This is a genomic window from Sphingobacterium sp. UBA6320, assembly GCF_002440335.1.
Taxonomy (GTDB): Bacteria; Bacteroidota; Bacteroidia; order Sphingobacteriales; family Sphingobacteriaceae; genus Sphingobacterium.
The window spans coordinates 114,148-135,568 of the sequence record NZ_DJTA01000033.1 but is presented as its reverse complement, the minus strand read 5'-3'; the positions used below and the strand labels follow the sequence as shown (position 1 = coordinate 135,568).

18 protein-coding genes are annotated in these 21,421 nt (G+C 31.5%); 10 read left to right on the top strand and 8 right to left on the bottom strand.

The features are described from left to right. Positions 1 to 19: 19 nt before the first annotated feature. The 4 genes from B3P23_RS21355 (at position 20) to B3P23_RS21340 (ending at position 4,057) form a co-directional block, all read left to right on the top strand. On the top strand, positions 20 to 1,102 hold the full coding sequence (locus B3P23_RS21355; RefSeq protein ID WP_293929473.1) for a hypothetical protein: 1,083 nt from the start codon (positions 20 to 22) through the stop codon (positions 1,100 to 1,102). 4 nt (positions 1,103 to 1,106) lie between these two features. Further along, positions 1,107 to 1,535, top strand: a complete 429-nt coding sequence (locus tag B3P23_RS21350; RefSeq protein WP_293929471.1) for an SLATT domain-containing protein — start codon at positions 1,107 to 1,109, stop codon at positions 1,533 to 1,535. 2 nt (positions 1,536 to 1,537) lie between these two features. Continuing rightward, positions 1,538 to 2,350: a hypothetical protein gene (locus B3P23_RS21345; protein ID WP_293929469.1), complete on the top strand. Its 813-nt coding sequence runs from the start codon at positions 1,538 to 1,540 to the stop codon at positions 2,348 to 2,350. A 384-nt stretch (positions 2,351 to 2,734) separates the two neighbouring features. After that, the gene (locus B3P23_RS21340) at positions 2,735 to 4,057 is read left to right on the top strand and encodes a hypothetical protein (RefSeq protein ID WP_293929467.1); all 1,323 of its coding nucleotides are present in this window, start codon (positions 2,735 to 2,737) and stop codon (positions 4,055 to 4,057) included. Between the two features lie 10 nt (positions 4,058 to 4,067). Here the strand turns inward: B3P23_RS21340 and B3P23_RS21335 are convergent, their stop codons facing one another. The 3 genes from B3P23_RS21335 to B3P23_RS21325 form a co-directional block, all read right to left on the bottom strand. Further along, positions 4,068 to 5,324, bottom strand: coding sequence for a hypothetical protein (locus B3P23_RS21335; RefSeq protein ID WP_293929465.1), 1,257 nt, complete (start codon positions 5,322 to 5,324; stop codon positions 4,068 to 4,070). A 33-nt stretch (positions 5,325 to 5,357) separates the two neighbouring features. Continuing rightward, complete coding sequence (locus B3P23_RS21330; protein WP_293929463.1) at positions 5,358 to 7,145, bottom strand: serine/threonine-protein kinase; 1,788 nt, start codon at positions 7,143 to 7,145, stop codon at positions 5,358 to 5,360. A 355-nt stretch (positions 7,146 to 7,500) separates the two neighbouring features. Further along, the gene (locus B3P23_RS21325) at positions 7,501 to 8,658 is read right to left on the bottom strand and encodes a hypothetical protein (protein ID WP_293929461.1); all 1,158 of its coding nucleotides are present in this window, start codon (positions 8,656 to 8,658) and stop codon (positions 7,501 to 7,503) included. 153 nt (positions 8,659 to 8,811) lie between these two features. Here B3P23_RS21325 and B3P23_RS21320 point away from each other — a divergent pair, with 153 nt between their 5' ends. From B3P23_RS21320 to B3P23_RS21305, 4 genes are all read left to right on the top strand, one after another. Further along, positions 8,812 to 11,403 carry a KAP family P-loop NTPase fold protein gene (locus tag B3P23_RS21320; protein WP_293929459.1) on the top strand — a complete coding sequence of 864 codons (2,592 nt, stop codon included), beginning with the start codon at positions 8,812 to 8,814 and terminating at the stop codon, positions 11,401 to 11,403. 42 nt (positions 11,404 to 11,445) lie between these two features. Next, the gene (locus B3P23_RS21315) at positions 11,446 to 11,913 is read left to right on the top strand and encodes a hypothetical protein (protein ID WP_293929458.1); all 468 of its coding nucleotides are present in this window, start codon (positions 11,446 to 11,448) and stop codon (positions 11,911 to 11,913) included. 445 nt (positions 11,914 to 12,358) lie between these two features. Beyond that, positions 12,359 to 13,330 carry a hypothetical protein gene (locus B3P23_RS21310; RefSeq protein ID WP_293929456.1) on the top strand — a complete coding sequence of 324 codons (972 nt, stop codon included), beginning with the start codon at positions 12,359 to 12,361 and terminating at the stop codon, positions 13,328 to 13,330. 243 nt (positions 13,331 to 13,573) lie between these two features. Then, positions 13,574 to 13,786 (top strand): Fic family protein, encoded by a 213-nt coding sequence (locus B3P23_RS21305; RefSeq protein WP_293929454.1) that lies wholly within the window; start codon positions 13,574 to 13,576, stop codon positions 13,784 to 13,786. Positions 13,787 to 13,814: 28 nt separating this feature from the next. On the opposite strand, the gene B3P23_RS21300 is transcribed toward B3P23_RS21305, so the two are convergent. Then, a complete protein-coding gene (locus tag B3P23_RS21300; protein ID WP_293929452.1) occupies positions 13,815 to 15,500 on the bottom strand; it encodes a PD-(D/E)XK nuclease family protein in 1,686 nt (561 codons plus the stop codon). A gap of 512 nt (positions 15,501 to 16,012) precedes the next feature. Here B3P23_RS21300 and B3P23_RS21295 point away from each other — a divergent pair. After that, on the top strand, positions 16,013 to 16,693 hold the full coding sequence (locus tag B3P23_RS21295) for a DUF6843 domain-containing protein (protein ID WP_293929450.1): 681 nt from the start codon (positions 16,013 to 16,015) through the stop codon (positions 16,691 to 16,693). A 348-nt stretch (positions 16,694 to 17,041) separates the two neighbouring features. Here B3P23_RS21295 and B3P23_RS21290 read toward each other — a convergent pair whose 3' ends face one another. Further along, positions 17,042 to 17,383: a hypothetical protein gene (locus B3P23_RS21290; RefSeq protein ID WP_293929448.1), complete on the bottom strand. Its 342-nt coding sequence runs from the start codon at positions 17,381 to 17,383 to the stop codon at positions 17,042 to 17,044. Positions 17,384 to 17,499: 116 nt separating this feature from the next. Here B3P23_RS21290 and B3P23_RS21285 point away from each other — a divergent pair, with 116 nt between their 5' ends. Then, on the top strand, positions 17,500 to 18,246 hold the full coding sequence (locus tag B3P23_RS21285) for a hypothetical protein (protein ID WP_293929446.1): 747 nt from the start codon (positions 17,500 to 17,502) through the stop codon (positions 18,244 to 18,246). Between the two features lie 265 nt (positions 18,247 to 18,511). On the opposite strand, the gene B3P23_RS21280 is transcribed toward B3P23_RS21285, so the two are convergent. The 3 genes from B3P23_RS21280 to B3P23_RS21270 all read right to left on the bottom strand — a co-directional run bounded on the left by B3P23_RS21280 (position 18,512) and on the right by B3P23_RS21270 (position 21,012). Then, on the bottom strand, positions 18,512 to 18,721 hold the full coding sequence (locus B3P23_RS21280) for a hypothetical protein (RefSeq protein ID WP_293929445.1): 210 nt from the start codon (positions 18,719 to 18,721) through the stop codon (positions 18,512 to 18,514). Beyond that, positions 18,708 to 20,183 carry a papain-like cysteine protease family protein gene (locus tag B3P23_RS21275; RefSeq protein WP_293929443.1) on the bottom strand — a complete coding sequence of 492 codons (1,476 nt, stop codon included), beginning with the start codon at positions 20,181 to 20,183 and terminating at the stop codon, positions 18,708 to 18,710. The genes B3P23_RS21280 and B3P23_RS21275 overlap by 14 nt, the downstream gene beginning before the upstream one ends. A 376-nt stretch (positions 20,184 to 20,559) precedes the next feature. Next, positions 20,560 to 21,012: a nuclear transport factor 2 family protein gene (locus B3P23_RS21270; RefSeq protein WP_293929441.1), complete on the bottom strand. Its 453-nt coding sequence runs from the start codon at positions 21,010 to 21,012 to the stop codon at positions 20,560 to 20,562. Positions 21,013 to 21,421: the final 409 nt, after the last annotated feature.

The window sequence follows — 21,421 nt, the reverse complement described above, 5'->3', positions numbered from 1 at the left end:
ATATATATATTTTTCCAACATGAAAGCAGGAAATTTAAAAGGAGCACTTCTCGAATACATTGTTCGTCAGCTACTAAAGAGTTGTGGCTTTACAAATGTAAAAGCTGACAATCTTTTCTCCTTTGAACGAGGTGGATTATTTTTTATTAATGGCAGAGGCGCAGCTCATGATGCAGACATCATTATGAACCCACCAATACAGATGCCCTTTGCCTATCCTTCACAATTATTATTTGAATGTAAGGCATATGGTACCATTACAAGCCTTTCAATAGTTCGAAATGCTGCAGGTCTGCGAAATGATATAAATGAATTTGAAGTAGTCACAAGAGACTCACTCCGAGAACGGCAAAATAACAGACGAGCTGCTTATGCCGTTGATACAAGAAAAAGGTTTTTATATCAAGTAGGTGTAGCAGCTGTTAATGATTTTACCAAACCATCTGTTGAGTATGCAACCAATAATAAAATTCCACTACTGTCATTGAGTTGGTTTCTAAGTCCCTCCATAATTCGTGACTTTAACAGCATCAATCAAACATTAATTAACAGCTTTGATCCCAAAGATATGCAGAATCTATATGATTTTCTTAAAGATCGAGAGGGTAATATGCATTCTGTGCAATATAGAAGAGTTTATAATTTTCTAAGCTCAGATAATATTTTTGGTGATATAATAACTTTTGCCAACACCACTATTAACTATTCCTACGTAGGGCTTCTGGAAACGGGCGATATGGTATTTTTATTTGCTAGGTCACGGTCAGAAGATAATATACTCAATCAACTAAACAGGTTTAATGCTTTGAAAGCCGAAATACATTGGTTTAGTGATAGACCAAATGTATGGAGATTAACTGTTTATAATAGCCGTAATAGTGATCACCAAACGGATTTTGATTTTTATGTTCCAAAGCGGATTTTTAATCATTGGAAAACGTTTAATCTTGATAAAATCGCCGCACTTGACATTAAACAAGAGTTTTTCTCAAGAATTTTTGTATTCAACCAGCAAAACAATCCAGAAGTTCCATTCTCCATAATTAATATAGATAGAGAGTGGTTGGCTCAAATTAGAAATAACGAAAATGAAATAAACTAATTCAATGAAAGAACTCGATCTCTATTCCGAAGCAAAACCACGCTACTATCAGCTCATCCCAAATCGGGAGGATGGGCTGATACTTCTCGCTTTATATCAAAAATACCATAGCTGTGCCTTAGAAATTGGAGAACTTTACAATGAGCTACGATTATCTAAAAGCCATGAAACCGAGGAGGAAAAAAGGGTTCGCATCAGAGAAATCAGCAATGAATATGATTTAGTTTTACGCAAATACGAAAACCACGAACCTATTGATCGTGAAAAATTAATGCTGAACAAATATCATTATCATGGATTAAATTGGTTTGAACGCTTTATGGGGCATATGAAGTATTACTTTTTCGTAAAATTAAAATACCATATACTAATATGGGGACCACTGATTCTCTTTTTAGCACTTAATTTTACGAGAATTTACGCTATTATTTAATAATGAAAAATAAGACCATTTTAGTATATACGAGTATCATACTGTCAATATTAGTTTTATCATGTATAATCGGATTTGTCATCTATAGCTTTTGGAAAAAAAGCGGTATCGATGACGACAAAGGCTATAATAGCATTAATGCAGTCATTGCCTTACTCTCTCTCGCATTTAGTATCATCACCGTAATATTTGTATATGCTACATATCAAAGCTCTCTAAAGCAGATTAATGATAACAATAAGAATGTAGGGCTTGATAGAGCATTGGATAATATCTATCGACAGCTGGAATTTACTCGACAAAATTATTCAGAGAAGCTTGACGTATATGCAAATATTCAAAGTAAATTAGACGGATCTCAGGAAAGTTTATTTTATAATCTCCATGGATCAAGAAGATTCTTAGATTATTATGCGAGTGAGCTTGAATTATATATTTGGATAGTTGAAAAACCAGAGTTATCGTGGGAAGATAAAAGCTTCTTGCTGAACATTGTCTTTAAAAACTACAGCGAAATAATTAAAAGATTGTACCATAAACTGTATACAATAAAAGTTTGCACTCATGATAAAAATATATTTGATAATATTATAGTTTTCTTTACTAATCATTATTCAAAGCAAAAAAGCGACATAGACCCAAACTTTGCTTCTTTATCGTGTACAGAAAGAGAGCGTATTATTAAGGATGAAATGAAAGACGAAATACTCAATAAATTCTTTACGTTGCAAATTGTGTATGAAAAATTAGATTGGATCAAGAAAATCGAAAATGATTATCGAATAATCAGACCTAATGTTCTTTATCCTAAATGATGTTGTATATATCAGTAAATCCTGCCAATCCAATTTTTTTACGATATCATTGCGTAGTAGCCATTTGGTAACCATTTCTTACAGATGAAAAGGATCCCAAAAGAGTATAATTTTGTATGAAAAAAAACAACTTTTACTAGGATAAAATCTGCTTTAATAGCATAAAAGGCAAAAAGCTGGATCTGCAACTAAATACTTAAATCATTCACTGTGGGTTAGCTACAAAACCTAACTTAAAACACTTATATTTAACATGATAACGAATTAAATATAAATTATTTACCAACAACAACTTTACTACAATTAAACACTGCTATTTTTACTCGTTTAAGATTTTAAAGACTTAGACAAACCACTGTAATCATAAATAAAATAAGCCAAATTATGGACTGGAAAGACAAACTTCAGGAAATTAAGGAACTATTCCCTACAACAGACAAAAGCTCCTTTAAAAATGAAAATAAAGAAAAGACTATTAAAAATAAGTCTCATGGACGTAAAGATGTCCAACTAGCAGTTGAGGTCTTAGAAAAAAGACTTTTTTCTAAAGTAGGTTTTGTTTGTCGCGAATTTAATATTACAAAAGAAAAACTTGCGGATATTTTGTACTTAGGAAATTATCATTTAAACATTAATAATGAGGAGGCTAGGATTACACCAGGAATGTACTTATTCCTAAGTAAAAACCTTAGACCGATACATTACGAATTAAATGTAGATAACATATCAAAAATTCTTGATAAATACCTAGCGGCTAATTCGAAGAAAGCAAAAAAAGATACTCAAAAGCCCCTCAATAAAAGAAAAGTAACAACGACCGTCAAAAGTCAAAAAAAACAGAAAAAAGCGAGAGTTTCAATTATTAGAGAACCTAATGTTATTTTTTCTAAACCCTCTACGCTACCGATCTTGACATATGTAAACAATGTTAACATTGCTGCGGATAATGAGATTACTAAAATTGTTTATGTAAACTTTGAGGACATCCTTTTTGATGACTATGCGATTAGAATCAAAAATGGAAATCATGTAAGCATGCCCTTTTATATTAAAGAATCTAGAAAGTCTCTTTTTTTACTCAAAAAATATTTTAAAAAGCTTAAACTAGCTCCAATAGAAGTGGTGCTACAAGGGAATAAAATAAAACAAGTAAAAAATATTGATCAACTTAATGAAGGTATAGAATACTTAAAGATAATAAAGTACTATTTTGATAACAGTAAAAAGTCTATCCCTACATCTGCCCAGAACCTAATCAAGAAACTAGAAAAAATAACTAATGCTGCTATCAAACGTGTGGCTAGTCTTGATTCTATTGAGGGGTATTTTGACCATCTAAATGATCTTCAATTGACTGAATATAAAATAGCACCAGTAGTAGAAATCATAAACACTGGAAAGCAAGGTATTTCGGAAGATACATATTTGTACTCCATTGCATGCAAAAGTAAAAGCTGCTTACTTATTGTATGGGAAAGCTCTGTTCAAGGTCGGGCTACCTATGTCTTTTTAAGTAATAAACAAGATTATATCGATACCATCCAAACAATTTTTGATTACATATCTTCCAACAAAAGATCTAAGCGACTATCTCTAAGACAGAAAAATTCTGATAATCTTTTAGATATTGATTGCATTGGTTTTATAAAACATCAAAGCTTTGAACACTGGAAAATGAAACTCCAAACGTATATAAACGAGTATTAGCTCAAGTCTCCTACAAAAAATTAAAAAGAACCAATTCTAACTTTACTAATTTTTGATGATCAGAATGATTCTTAAAAACAAATGAAAACGAAGTCTCGTTTCTTTTACCTTCATAGCTAACGAAAAGATCATGGGCTTTCAATGTTTCTATTGCGGTATCTATAAGATTAGAAAAACCAACTACTTTTGTGTTAAAAATCAGCAATGCAGCTTTTCCATCTCTCCATAAAACATATCTGGTAAATAGTTGAGTGATTGCCTTTTCTAAATATGATTTTCCATTCCACAATTTACATTCAGCAACTAATAATACTTCTTTTTCTTTGTTTCTAACCAAAATATCCGTTTTTCCTATTCCACGAAAAGTTTCGCCGGTGACAGTATGATCAAGAGACAAAGAATCTAAATAACTCACAAAGTAATCTCTATACTTCTCTTCATCCATTTTAGAAGACAACTCTCGAAATCCCTCTAAAGTAATTCCAAGTCGAATCATATAATCCAAAATCTGATAATAAGCAATTTCACTTATTCCTGATATTACTTCTTCTTTAAAAATTGGATCCACTGGACTTTTTGAAAAATAGTTTTCCAAAATCAATTCAACTTCGTCTCGGGCTTCATCAATAGTGAATGGTTTCCTTGCATAAATTGTAAGGTCATTATGGCCATTAGCTTTTTGAGTAATATTAACATGTTGAATCGATGCAGATTTTCTTATATGATTTGCAACCACATCCAATAATTCATTAGATCTTAAAAAAACTTTGATCCAACAATTACTATCCTTTGCTCCAACTTCTATTACGAATTTCTTGCCAGACTCTGTTACATTAACATTTAATGTAGAAGAGACTTGAACTGAATCGGGTAATTTGCTTTTTGATTCTATTCTTGTATTTTCGAAATTCTCGATAATTTTTATACAGATCGGCTCATTAGGATAGCTTTTAGCTGCCTTATATAAAACTGTTTGTGAAGCTCTATGTTCTAACAGCGTTATCAGTGATAAGAATTGATCTTTTTTTAAAATATACTTTCGCTCTGTGTGACATATCAGCAATATATCCAAATCATTATATATTTCCTTTTTACCTGCTCTATCGGCAGCTTCGAAATGTTTAAACAACTCTTCAACAAATACATTTATTGCAAAATCAACAGAAGCCTCTGAGTCTAAATGATTTCCGTGTTTGTTTAAAATCATTATTATTTCAGTGAAATTTCTTTCCTGCAGATGTTGATAGATAACTTCTTGACTTAACATTTAAAATTGGTTTTATCTAACATAAATGTACAATTATGCATGTACCTCCTTTAACCCTAAAATTTGAGCCACTGTAGTCGGAATATCAAATACTTTTCCCAATATTAACTCCACCATATTTCCTACACGTTTAGGTTCACGCAGGATATCCAAAACATCCCCCTCAAAGATGTAATGCGGCTTTGAAATGGAAAGTGCGTATTCACTAAATTTTTTGAATTGATTAAAGGTATTAAATTTTATCGAATAATGTTCTTCATCAATTTCTGAAAATGTGATCTTCCATTTTTGTTGAAACGTGATCAATATCTGTTTTAATTCTTCTTGCTTCTCTATATAATAATCATAAACTAAAACTTCCTGGTCATCATTATAATCATAATGTTGTGTCCGATCCCAGTCAATAAGAATATGATCTTCAAATCTAAATTTGAACCTACCTCCTAATCCATTAATTCCATTTGATAATGCATCAGCATTCTCAATAATCCGATCTTTTAAATATGAAACTATCCAAATTATTGGGTTATTTTTTAAATTTTCTTTAGCACGCATTTCAATATCAGGAAGATATCCCAAAATCTTTTCGCATCTGTATTCGGAGCATGAAGAGAAATATTTCAAAATCTGACCTGTTAAATCTACTACTGAATATCCTTCCCTCTTCAAATCATATACTTTTACTATATTAGATAATTTAGAATACAACAATTCATACTTCTCATTTTCCTCAAGACTTCGTGTCTGTAGGCTAGTATTTTCACTATAATATCCACTCTCCTTTAAAAAGCTAAGTTTACACTCCTGCAATATTTGCTCTTGAACATAAAGTTTGTAAATAAAATCACTTACGGTATAACCAATTTTCATATGCCAATTATGATTATATCTATTAAGTTCTTTACTCGAATGCGTATCAAATAAATATTTACCAAATAATATATCCTCGCTAGCCCGTTTATAAATTTCTCTCAATGTGTTACTCTTTATTTTTTGAGGAGGACCAAACAGTTCGAGATCATACTTTATAAATCTAAGATTCTTTTTCAATTGCTGATAAATAAATTTTATTTGAGTTATCACACTGTCAATATCTATTCTATCCGTCGGCTCCTGCATAATCATATTTTCAACGAGTGTGTCTAACTCATAGAGTAACGGGTAGGTGTCTGCGATCCTTTTAAACCGCGTCCCTGCAGGGTTTTGCTTCGTAAAACATTCGTTTATAATCAATCCTAATGCATAGATATCGGCAGAAATAGTAATGTTTAAAGCATTATTACGCAACTTCTGCTCTGGTGCCATATAATTACGATTTGCAAGCCATTCGCCTTTCTTTGTATATCCCTTCTCATTGAAGTGTGCAATACCAAAATCAGCTAGTACTAAATCATTATGGTCAATAAGGATATTTTCGGGTTTTATGTCCCTGTGTTTTATACCTTTTCTATGAATGTATTTAATTGCTGCACATATTTTCAGAATATACTTTATAAGTACATCTCTATCTTTTTCTTCATTGATAACTTGCCGTAATGTCTTGGAATAATAGGGCATCACGTAAAATGGTGTCTCTTCGTGAGTACCCTCGGCAATTAGCTTGAGTATGTTTCTATGATTTGCATCTTTACTGAATTCAATCTCGGCATGAAAACGGCTAAGTTTAGCTGTGCTTATTTTATCGGTCTTGATATATTTAATCGCAAATTTATCTCCACCAGACTCTGCGGTCCATACAGTACCTGATCCACCTTCACCTTTTATCTTTACTAATCTATACTCAGTTCCTTGTACTTGTATTAATTGATTTTCTTTAAACATAGATTATTCTACAATAACTAGCTTCTTTAATTTTAACACAGTCTTCGATAGCTCTTCATATGGTTTAAGTTCAACTTCATAGCTTTCTATCGAAATTTCTTTTGAAGCCATTTTACAGTCAAATGTGATCTTGTTGGTCATAAAAAACTGTTTTGCATAAATAGATATAAGATTATTTTCATAATTTAGTTGGGATCTCTTTTAAACAATATGCCTGTCCAGAAACCATCTACAATATAAACTGAAAATCAAAGATTAAAAAATTAAAAGCAAAATAGTTGTGCATTTTGCAGTTGCGCGCAATGATAAGTAATCTTATTTTACTTAGTATACGGGAACCCGTATAAAGAATAATTTATTTTTGATTCTCCGAAATCTTGAATGATAAATACTTTAAGGCTGAATAATATTCGAAATTATCGCCCAAATTGAACTCCATATGTAATATTTCATTTAAAATCTCCTTATGATTTTTAAAATCCTCCCTCAATATTCTAGCAAAAAAATTGAACTGTTCATTTTTAGACGTGTACAACTTTGATAATTCATAACTATACGAACGTTTCTTTTTAATATCAGTTTTATTATGAAATGGAACCGATAATTCACTAACCCATAATTCAATAGGAATATTTTGATCTAAAGATTTAGTAATAGGCCTAGGGTTACAGAATTTCTCAATATCATTTTGAACCTCTTGAATATCTTCAAACAAACGACTTAAAAATCGATCAATAACATGTTGATATCTAAAATGAGCCTCTCTCTTTTCATATATTTTCTTAATGACTTCGTATTCAAAACAGAATTCTTGATTAAAAAAATCTTCGAATAATTGACTACAAAAATCTAATGTTTGAATAAAATCAACCTTATTAATTATGGATAATAATTGATTAAGTCTTCGAGAGTATAAGGTAACTATACTCTCAATTTTTTTCGCAATAAGATTTAAATAATGCCTTACTAATTCATAATGCCTTGCTCGAATATCTAGCACATCAAAACTCTTTACCTCAAAACGAAAATTATTATCCCTATGATATCTTGCATATTGAATTTCTCCTTCTGAAGCATCATAACTAAATAGTGTAGAAGAAATAAGTTTATTTCCTAATTTGCGAATCGGATGCCCAATTAATTCATTTCTTAAATCACGATTCACATAATAATTTATATCCTTTTTAAGTTCTCCTTTGGAAACTCCCGTTTTAAAAATTAAAAGTAATTCCTCAAGAAAATCTTGTTGTACATAGATTGCCTGTAAAAAACTAATATTAAAGGTAAACATCTCGGTATAATTTCGAGCTTTAGGAGGAGTACTATCAAATACAATCTCTAACGTATCTGTAAAGTAGCCCATAAGATCCCCGAAATAATTTGTTTTTAAATCATCTCCTGAATTAAGTTTACTGAAGCAGAATTTGTATTTAAACAAGTAGGAATTCCAAGCATTATAAATCTTGTTTAAAATAGTATCAATTTCTTCTTTTTGCGTTTGTAATGGTTCCATTAAAATAAAGTTAACAATTCGATTGCTGATGATATTTTTGTATTTTCGAGAAAAATAGTTTAACCGATTAATCTGGTGAAGTATTTTCTTATTCGCAGCCATAAAAACATCGTAAAGAGGATATTAATTTATAACTCCGTATACTAATCATAAATGAAAGATAACGATAACAAAGAAGAAAATAATCAATATATAAAAATATTAACTTACATAATTACGGTTAGTATATTGGTCATATTTCGTTATGGCATATACGATATATTAGACGCAGTAGTGGTCAAACCTATGTTGAGTAAGGTGACATCGGATCTATTTACAAGCTTTTGTGGTGTCATTGTGTTCTCAATCATCACTGTACATTTTTGGAATAACAAGGACCATCGTGGTATTATCAAATATACATTATGTTCGTTGCTCATTTATCTTATTATTCGATTTGACAGTTACTGGTCTTATACATCTACTTACTCCCCTACTTTAAAGTATATCGAACTATTTGCCTTCACATCATTAATACTATTGATGCGACATTACTATTTGAAAAGAAGTGAAAGGCTAAGATCAGATAATACCGCTAAGGATGGATTTATTGAAGATAACGTCATCATTGATGCAGCAGGTGATTCCTACGAGCGTAATCAAGTTGCTGAACAAATAGCGAAACAAATAATGCTAACTGCAAATACTAAAGCATTTGCAGTTGGAATTACCGGTTGCTACGGTTCTGGAAAATCTTCTTTTGTTAATTTAATATGTAATAGTCTAAAAAAGAATAAAGTAGAAGATCATATCGGACCATCCACTTACATCAACCAAAATAATGATGAATTTAAACCCCTCATTGTATTCTTTAATCCTTGGGATGCGAATACAGCGGTAGACATTCACAAATATTTCTTTGATGAATTAAGTATCAACTTAGCGAAGGAAAACAAGACTTTATCATCATCACTATACAACTATTATAGAAGGCTGAATAACAAAGACACAATGTTCGGAAACCTGCTGAACAACCTACGCGATGCCACATTATTTTTTGAAAGGGACTTGAATGACGAAAAAACGAGAATCAATGAAATGATGGTATCTTTTCCTCGTAAAATCATTGTCGTAATTGACGACCTAGACCGCTTACATAATGAGGAAGTACTCGAGGTGCTAAGGTTAATAAGAAATACAGCGAATTTTGGCAATGTAACTTACATAGTGGCCTATGACAGACAGTATATAGAATCAGCGATCCAAACCATCAATCATAACACTTCAGTAAATTATCTGGACAAAATATTTCAATTGGAAATACCTTTGCCAAAAACTGAAAATTACTTAGTGACTGACGCTTTGATAGAAAACTTAAAATCAATAATCAAAGAAGATGAACTCAAATATTTAAAAGATAATTTTATACATCTTAATTTTGAAAGCGGTTACGAGGAGTCCATTTCACAACTATTTAATACACATAGGGATATAATACGATTTGTGAACAGTTTTAAATTGACTTATGCTTTAATTTCCAATGAGGTAGATTTTGCGCAATTGCTTTACTCTCAACTCTTGAAATTTAAATTTCCTATTGCATATGATCTCTTGTATGAAAAACGAAATGAAGTATTAGTATCCTCAGATAATGCTTTTTCATATAAACAAGACTTTGAATTAGTTAAATCTGAAAAAGATGGTGACAATGCATATCTATTAATAGACTTATTAGATAAAAACTATAATCAGGCAGACAAAAAGCTGATAAAAAGTTTACTGCACTACCTTTTCGAATTAAATTTAACTGTTGATTCGAAAGATAAAATAAAGACAATCAAAAACCCTGCGATGTTTGATCTATTTTTCACAAACCGCATTTCATCCATAGCAATATCAGAGCATACCTTTCGAGAGCAAATGCTTATTAATCCTACTGATGTTGATGCATATGTGAAAGCTCAATTAAACAAGAGTTTGTTTAAACCATTATATTCTAGAATCATGAAGATGGAAATCATTGATTTTAAAAGTAAAGAAATATATGAAAACATAACCAGTTCTCTTGTTAGGCTTATTGTTCCTGAATTTATAAAGAAAGATGGTTTAAAGTCATTTAACTTTGAAAGATATATCTTGATACATTTTGATAACAGTAAACAAATAATTCAGAATTTATACGAGGGTAATTCTGAGGGTTACGCGATACACTTAAAACATTTATTCGAACAACACAATTCTTCCTATCTATTCCTTTCCGAGTTAGCAAGAAGAATCATAATTCGGTATGGGGATAAGCACTTCATTAGTGAAAGAAAACTTTATGATGCTCAGTTTGAGTGCCTCGTAGAAGGGCTTCAAAGAAATGGGAAAATAATTCCACCGGACGTCGTAAGGATGTTTTGGGGTATCATGTCTTATGATATAGAGGTAATTAAAGGTCAAGAAAGGATTTCAGCACGTGATGACAAGTGGCGAATTCATAAAGAGGCCATTGAAATTTTTAAACATAATACGAATGAAAAAGATTTAAGGCATTTTCTACAATCACTCATAACCACAAATATCTATAATGAGGGTGATTATGGACTGAGCGAGAAACTTATTGAGGATGTATTTGGAGATTTTGATCAGCTTAAAACTTTTGTCCAGATGTCAAAATTCACATCAGATGATTTAAAAAGTGAATTTTTAGATTTTGTTGAAAAGTATAATGATAACAAGCCTTATGTGAAGTATAGTTTTAAATTTTTCAATCTATCCTAAGTGATTTAACATTAAAAATTATTCTATAACGATTTCATAAAAATGAATATAGACAATCTCTTTACCGAAAAAACGACCATAGATATATCTGTTGTTAAACTCAACAATCAAAAGATAAACAAAACAATATTTAATCAAATCGTAATACGTTCATCATTTGATCGCGTTTATTCACTGTCTAAAAATGTAAAATTCCTAGGTTATGTCAATGATAAAATTTCAATGTTATTGTGGACAAATGGTGTGAATATTTACAGATGTAGATTAAAAGATCTGAGAGAATTTGCTTTTCTTGATCTTGAGAATGAAACTATTGAAAAACTAAAAGAGCATTACTCCACTCATAATTTTAATTACTACCAAAATCCGTACGAACGTGGTGATGAGTATGGGTATTCAGATAAAATATGGTCTATTTTAACCAATGATGAAATTGCCGAAATCAGGAGCAAACAGGAATTTGTAAAAGAAATTCTTAATGCACTCATTGGCAGGCAGATCTTTCTGTAATATAACATTACTATCGATAAACTTAGGTCTTCATACAAGGTGCGTAGCTACATCCAAGATCAAAGTGAAATCAGACATTAGGTGAAGACCATTTTACAGCTATTTGAATACCTCCAGCGAAGTAATTTGGGTCATACTTACTACTAACCAAAAGGAGATGTTATCCTTGAAATTAACATTTCAAATTTGTTTTACAATTAAACATTGAATATCTTAGAATTAATTATAGCCAACAAATATTAAAATATCATAGCAAACATTTAATTAAATCTGTATTAGTATGGACTATTTTTTTTCGAAGTCCCAACTCAAATATGATTTAATACGTAGCGACTTTGAATTAGTATTCAATTATTTGAGAAATTATATGACAAAATAACTTTAGAAACAACCATTAATGACTACCATTTTTCAATTTACATTTGCAATAGCACTTTTTTTCTTGATGAATTTAATTGGTAAGCACTCACCTGTTTCAATTAAATATATGCAGATATCTAATTTTCTAGATACAGATGAAGCACCTGCATTTAATTTCCTGTTCAAAGTATTAACACCTGTGGTATCAATCATAATATTAAGCGCAGTACTTTATTCATTCAACATGGATAAGTATACAATTGATATTTACCTAATAAGTGTTTATTATGTTTTATTCAGGTGGATTTTCAACATAGTCATTGGAAGAGGTAAATTACTTAATTGGAAAAAGCAATTTTTCTACGCAGCATTTATCATTGGCCTATCTTACTTTTCATACACCAACCTTATTATACATAAAAAGAATCTATTACCCGATTTCACAACAATAGCAAATGAACTATGGATTATTATTATGATTTTCCTTTATTCATTGATAAATAATATAAACATTTCATCCCTTGGTTCTGAAAAAAGAAAGTTTAAGTATATAAGTGATGTGTATAATAAATTCAAAAGGAAGTATGCTATTACTATTGATAATGTGACCAATACAAATAATGTTAGATTAACTCAAATTATTTATGCCATCATAATTCATGAAAATTTTAACAGACCTAAAGCTTACAGACTTATTGAATATCTATCTGGAGTAATTAATAAGAAACCCAAAACTTATGGCGTTATGCAATTTAAATCTGATAAACCTATTAGTGACATAGCGAGTATAGAATTAGGTAGTAAAAAAATACTAAATGATTTTAATGCGCTACTTCCGGAATATCTAATAGAAGTTGAGGAATATAAATTAAAATCTGAATATTGGATGCATTGGCTAGAAAATGGCTCTCTGGATAATGAGTATCAACGCAAATTGATAAGAAATTACAACCATTGTGACGATTATACTTATGAAATTATAGAATTAGCTGATTATTTAAATGAAAAATTCTACGATAACAAAGAAATAAATAAAAAGCTCTTTTCTTCAATTTAAAAGAATAATAACACATGTGAGATATATTCTAAAAGCATTTTTGAGACTGATCAAGATCGTAATTACTTTTTAGTAATTTTACCCGCCCATAAAGGAGTTGACCAAACTACTAGTAACGGAGATAAAACACTTATATTTAAAGATTTACATGATTTTATCGATTTTAGTAACGGAGCTAGTAACGGAGCTAACAAAGCTGCAAATGCAATTCTAGATGAAAGTATCCATAATCGTGTACAAGAAATGTTATCCATACTTTCCAATCATGTGACCAGACAAGAATTGTTTGAAACAATGGATTTAACCAATCAAAGTAAAAATCGAGCTAAATACCTAGATCCATTAATTGAGCTAGGTTGGGTTGCTCAGGATTATCCAGGAAAGAAAACCAACCCTAATCAACGATACAAAATTACTAAGGCCGGAGAGAAAATTTTAGCATTACTAAAATCGTAAATTAATCTAGAGGAGCTACAAATACTCATTAAGCAGTTGTATGCTCCAACAAATGATCAATAGCTAATAATCTATTTTTAATATCCGGTATTATCGTTCCAAATAACATATTACTAGGATATTGGTTAATATAGCGTTCTCCATTAAAGACATAAGATCCGTCTAACTGATTATTGGATGAAATTAAACTCTTAAGTTCATTTCCACTACGCTGAAATAATTGAAATTCTATGTGATCTTTTATTAAAACGAGATCAACAGAAATACCATTCTTAGAAAAGTCAACGACTAAACAAGGATGTTCATTTGGTTCATTCCAAATTCTGATTTCGAAAACCGTTTTAAAATCATTTTTATTAAAGTGATTTTTAAGCAAAAAAACCAAATCTATAGCACTTATATTTTGATCAGACATTAGGTTTTTCACCGTGTAATTACACAATTCTTCGGAAGCATAGATCTTAGTTTTCAAAAACGCTAGCAACCGTCCACAGTGCTGTTCGAAATAGGCTATAAAGTCATTTGAAATATGGTCGCTAAGCGACTTGACTTGCTCTTTGTCGGCAAGTATCCTTAACAAATTTTCATTATCAAGACGCACTTCTTGACTGTGATAATTCGACACGAATGTATAGTCATTCCAGTGTCCATCAGACTGATTTTGATTCCAGGTCTTTGCATAGTCTAATATTCCATACTCAGAACGTATGCCCATAAATAACTTATGGGCAAAATTAGCTTGACGGAATAAGGGATTAAAATCTTCAAGACCTATTACCCAATCATTATTAGCTAATATTTTAGGCTTTAGCCAAATCATTCCTCTATTTTTTTCATTTTGAATTCTCTCTAGCTTTGAAATTTCCCAGATACTTAATAGATTCTTATTGTCTAAATAATCTTTAAGATTAGAATAAACTGAGGAAATAACGACGTCCGATAGATTCAGAAGGGTTTGCGCATAGTTGTCGGCAATTAATGCCGCTTCTTTAGCATTTTTTAAAATGAGGGTCTGAATATCAGTTTCCATTTTTTTATTTGTAGTTTGGTGGGTCAATTTTTTGATAAGATTTACATACTGTGTTATGGACTCTCTTAGAACTGGAAGATCTACAGCTTCTTTTTTACATGTTTCCAGCCATTCCAAAATATGCTTCTTATAAGATATTGGATAAACTTTCAACTTCTCTTCTGCCGTTTGAGACTCGTATCCCCAAAGGGTGAGAAAAAACACATGTACATTTCTCTTTGCCAATGATGCAAAGTTGGAATACCGAAGCATTTGCTTATCTCCCTCAACAGCATGTATCTTATTTTCAATGACTACAATATTGTGATCGTCACTTAGGGATATATCTAGTCGCCCTCCCTCTGTAACAGTTTTTCTTCCAATATATCGTTCGATCTCAACTTTTGTATGTTTGCCTGAGAGTTTAATATCATCATGCAGAAAGGATGCTCCAAATTCATTCTGTAAATTATTTAAATAGTCTATAAACAATACTAAAAATTTGTCACCCTGAGCATGTGAACCATGAGAATTCAGTAATTCTGCTAAAAATCTTGAATGGGTCTTTACTTCAGCAGTTTCCATTTTAAGTATGGTAAACAAATTAAAATTCTCGGCTGTACTTTTCTCTATAAATCGATATGCATCGCTCACAGTTTTAACCTGATCAAATAAATGGGTTACGGAATTTAAATTTTGGGGCATTGTGTTAATTATTATCTATACACCTACTCATAGTAGGATATTGCTTTTAATTCGAAACTTACTCTCGAGAATGATTCATAAAGCATCTACAATATAAACTGAAAATAAAAGATTAAAAAATTAAAAGCAAAATAGTTATGTATTCTGCATTTGCGCGCAATGATAAGTAATCTTATTTTCCTTAGTATACGGGAAACCGTAAAGGAGAAAAAAGAGGAATACATTCGGCTTTATCGAGTCTGCTTAACAGACCCTGTACAATTTATACTGCCGATTGCAATTGCGCCTTTGTCTTTCGATTCGTTTCAGGAATCAAAATGATCATTACACCTTTTATATTAATTCAAAATCAACTACATTCATCGCTGATAAAAGTCTTTTTTATTTCCTTTTGTAGTATATTAGCAAATACTATATTTCTTATGCTAACAGTGATACAAATTTAAAATTCAGTCTGCCATTTTCGCCAAGCCACAAACCATCTGTAATTTTACAAATACAACAAATACAAAATGAGAGTTTATAAAACGGGAATTATTCTGATTATTTTAAGTTGGATTGCCTGCTTAAATCTTTATTGGATAATATTTGGAGGACCAGTTTTTATAATCGGACTTTTGATAGTATGGCTCTCTAAAATCAAGCTAAAGACAAAATTACTAACGACCTTTTTACCACTGCTACTTTGGTTTCCTGGAATGCTTGCATTCGTCTTTTTAGCCTCAAAGCATATGACACCAGAGACCTTTCTTATTCCTAAAGACTTTAGAGGTCAAATCACGCTAATTTATAATGAGCCTTGTGGGCAGACTGTTCCAAAAGTAGACGGAAGACTGATTTACAAAATTCCAGATAATGGAGTTATGATACTCACAAACAAATTTGAGACTGGTATTATAGACCAAGAGTATTATTTTGTTGATAACAACTGGAACAAAATAGGAAAAATACCGGAACTTATACAGCAAGACTTTAACGAAGACCACACACTTGAAAAGAACAAAAATGAGCCTCCAAGAAATAAGGTCGGTATATTTTTACTTGGGACAGGTAGCGGATCTACTGCAATGAATGAGAATTATAAGTTTCATATGATGGCAGTCAATTCCTGGGACAATTTTAGAGTTCAATACGATGGAGGTATTCCGGATAAATTAATCGACAGCTTATTATTGCAATGCAGGAAAAAATAACCATACAATATTTGATTGGTGTAGGACTTGCACTTTTGATAATTCCAATAGTTGAAGGGGCACTTGCGGTACTTCCGAACATTGGTTGGCATTTTTTGACAGTTATGTATATCACGGTATTTACTTTGCAAATCACCTTTTACTACTTGACAACAAACTTCAAATTTGGCTGGACGGCTTTGAGTTTTATTTTGAACTTTATACTGTGGACATTTGAGCAAGTAATTATTGAGAAGACTTTTCACGACTCCATTATTTACAATGGAGAGAACGGGAAACTTGGCGTATACATTCTTGGCGGACTACTTTGGGTAACAAATAAAATTCTTATTGATAAACTTTTTGACCTTAATAAATCCATTCACAAGCAGAGCAGTAGAATAAATGCATAGTGTATTTTGCATTCATACCAGGAGTAGTATTTAAAAGGGTAATAAGTCTATTAAGACTATTATTTACACCATCACTTACACCTTCTATAACAATACCATTTACACCATCACGTATACCCTCACCTATTCCAAGTCCAGGAAACTCAAGTATAAGATGATCACCATCTTCTTTCAGAATAGGATCTGCTACGCCATAAGTCTTACAATCCTTCACCACCCGTCGATTAGAGGCCCCTGAAGCGCGATCTTCAGTAAGATGACATCCAGATCTTCTATTAAAAACTATACTTCTAATCATGTTGAATGAGCGATTACAAGATGGACAATCATAGGTATTATAATGACGATTTGGGGAAAGATTCTGTATATTAGCCTTACTAAACAGTATATTGCCATTAATAAAAACAAACCTCAATGAAACAGACATTGTATATATTAACGCTTTTAATCTTTTTAACAAATTGTGGAAATAGTCAAACAAAAAATTCACAAGAAAATCTGACTGGAAATATTCAGTCTGACTTGAAAGCGCTACTCCCCAATAAAAATGTGCAAGCTGATATTATGGACAATGTTTTACAAAATCCGAGGCAAGTTGAATTGACAAAAAAATTTCAATCAGCAATTACAGAAAACTATGAGTGGTTTTTAGAGTATATGAAAACTGTTCCAAATGGAGAACCTATGCCTTTTAATGAAAAGTTGGGCTTGACAAAAGAAGAATATACAGAACTAAAAGCTTTGATGGATAATGTTGAAGTCGTTTCAACAGGAAAAGAGGATATCTTTATTGAAATTAAAGATGATTTAATTCGCTTTAAATCACATAACAAACTTGCGAAATTAGACACACTGACTATTGACTTAAAAAATAATACTGTAAATTATGGACAATATAAAATGTTATTGGCCGACACAATAAATGTTACAACAGACAAAAATGCGTTAAAGAGCAAATGGAAGAGATATAGTTGGAAATTTGACATTCCTAAAAATCTTGACATGGCTGATTTTAAGAACCTAAACACATTAAATGTGATTCAGTACAAATTCACAATAGGACGACTTGAAAAAAATGGTAAAACTTATATGAGCTTAAAAGGTATAGAATTTGAAGATGGGATAAAGTCTGTTGATTTTGAATTACCAGTTCAGTTCTGAGACAAATTTACTATTGCTAACAAGGTATTGCCAAAAGCTGGGTTAAATGGCTTCAATTGGGCATACCGATCAGGCTTCTTTATAAAGTTCTTTCTAACCCATGTTTTCTGCTGTTAGTAAGAGCGGTATAATAGGAAACTATACCGATGAGGAATTGATGAAGATCATAGCTGAACAATAGAGTAAAACAAAAACTCTTATTTTCTCAAACCGAAAATAGATACACCGATCCAGGTAGGATCTGCTTGAAGAAGAAAAATGAATATTATGAGGTCAATACTAATTCAGACAGCTTCTGTTCTGAATCAGATGACTTTTTCATATAATCCTTTTTATATTCATCTAAAGATTTATCTAATTGATGGAACATACCTTCAAAATCAAAATCTCTGATTTTTTCTTCATTATCATTTTCAAAGCTCTTACTTTTTAAGCGCTCAAGAATTAATTCGAAATTACTCTTAATTTCTTCCATAATATTTCAAATTATTGTTGAATGAACTAATTTTTCCAAAAGGGATTGATACCGATATATCTTCTGACATGTTTCTTCGAACAAAGACATTATCAATAATTGCACCAATGACATGGGTAGATTTCGGTTCTGTCGCGTCTAACAAAATAACTCCCTCCACCAAGTTCTCAGAAAAATCCTCAATATCAAATATTTCCGATACCCATATAAACTTGGGCATAGGCAAATTTAGAAATAATTTCTTCACATCCAAGTCAAGATGCTGTAAATTAATTATATAATCTTTGTAAGTTCTACTTGAACACAGATAAGTACGAATACCCAATTTTCTATTTTTGTAGGCAAAGGTACTTAGCATTAGAAATTCTATTGTAAACTTTCGCGCTTCTCCTGCTTCCATATAAATTTTCGGATATAAAGGCACTATAATTTCAGTAATGACACAATTGCTCCACTGCGGATTGTTGTAATGTATACACGGAGACTCTAGAGAACCAACTCTATAGGGTGCAAAGTTGTCATCGACAAATACAAGCTCATTATTGGCACTACTTAAATCCTTTAATACTAATTCTCCATTTTTTCTGATATCAATTGCGGCAATATCATCAAACTGCTCTTGCGTAGTACTCCTTCTACCTATTACATTAAAAGCATGCCCTATCCCAGGAGCCCTTACGCAACAAACTAGCGGTATGCCAGACTCTATGTAAATCCTTAAAATGTTATCAAATTCACTACCAAAGACATCTTTGCTATATACTCTCACTCCAAATCCAACCTTTTTCAATGCATATGAAATCTGATGTGCTTGTAAACCCTTAGAAGGCATTTGCCTTTCATACGTCAATTCAGAGAGTATTTTATGAATATCTGAGGGTAAGACGGGGTTATAATCATTATATTTATTACTAAAATATTCGGTAATGGACCAAAGTGTAGTCTCAGCACATGAAATCGATTCCTGATCTTGACAGGCATGCGGGAATCCATCAACAGAGACTTTTAGGGAGTTTGCTGTAATACTAAATGTAGATTTACAAATCTCAAAATTTGAATCCTGAAAAGCAATCGGATTAATCACATTGCGACCCAAGACATGGGGAAAAGTAGGACGAATAATGAAAAACCCAAGATAATTATTTCTTAAAAACTCTACATCAAATGCACTGTTTTCATTTAATCCGGACTCAAATATCGATACTCTAATGGTATCTTTAGAATATGCATAGTTTTTAGATGAATAGTAGTTATAGTAAGAATTTCGATAAAATCGATCTACATATGGGTATTCAACAAAAAAACATAAATCATTACGCAAAAATCGAATAAGTCTATATTCCATTGTCTCAACACTCGACTTAACAATTGATGCATTAACTTTATAGTTAGATGATAAGTAGTTTTCTATACCATGTCTTACCTCATCATATAAATAAATTGATGATGAAATTCCTTTCATTTTCTGTCATTTAGGTATTCTATTTTCAATAAAAAAATAGACAAATATAATTGTAACTCCACTGATTACTAGTAAATATAGTAATTTTATTAATAATCTTTACTTTACAATTAAACCGTAAAAAACGAAAATGAATACAGAGAATAGTGAGCTAAATACAAAGAATTAAAAACCCAACAAAACACAGGGCAAACTACTGCATATAAGGCAATTATAAAACATCAAAACAAAATCACCACCTTCATAAGTTATAATACAAAGAAAAGTATTGAAGTGACAATGACACAAAACCTTATTCCTTACTACTGGACGATAAAAAGAAAAACCACATCTCGCGATGTGGCTTTAACTAAACATATGATTAAACTTAACTTACTTATACCTTATACGTGTTGATGGATTGGGATACTTTCCAGTTACCACCGTCATTGACTAACGTCACGAGATCGGTTTTGGTAAACCCTTCAAATTGTTGGGTTACTTTTGCAACCATATAGTCACTAGATTGCTCAACAATTGTAGTGCTTGTTTTACAGTTCAATTGCTCGCCTTTTTGTTTTTTCAAGAATGAGATTACTTCTGAGCGGCTGTTGATCCTATCTGTTGATGCATGAACTTTCTGATTAAAATCTGATGTAAACAACTGCTCTACTCCTGCCGACTGTCCTTCGGTCATAACGGCTACGTAATGATCAATGGCTAGATCTACTGTGGATAGATTGACTATTGCTTTTTTAGAGTTGTCTCCTGCTGGTTTGCCTGCTGCCATCGTGAATGTTGATACTGCGATCAAGGCTGCTGCTACGAATGTTTTTGCTATAGTTTTCATAATGTCTTTATGTTATATTGTTAGTTTATTGTTCTTAGTTGTTGATTCAAAAGTAGGGTGTAATTCGTCCCTACCCTATGGCAATTAGACTAAACCAACTAAAAACTCGGTGAATGGTGGAAATGGGTAGGTGAATCTTTCTAAACTTTTTTGATTGGAAAGGAATTGTGACTAAATGTAAGCCAAAAGTTGAGTTTAGGAAATACTGCGATGGATTGGCTATACTTTTTTATAAATTAGATTCATAAATACAAGTGTTATCGGTATGCAAAAAATCAGACGTTTTATTAAAATCTTAATGCTGAATAAAAAACGACATTACGAGTTATTTCAAGGCATTCAATAGAAAAAAATGTTCACTTGAATAACTGAAATCATTGCTTATAAGACCTTCAGTTTGCTTATTGCA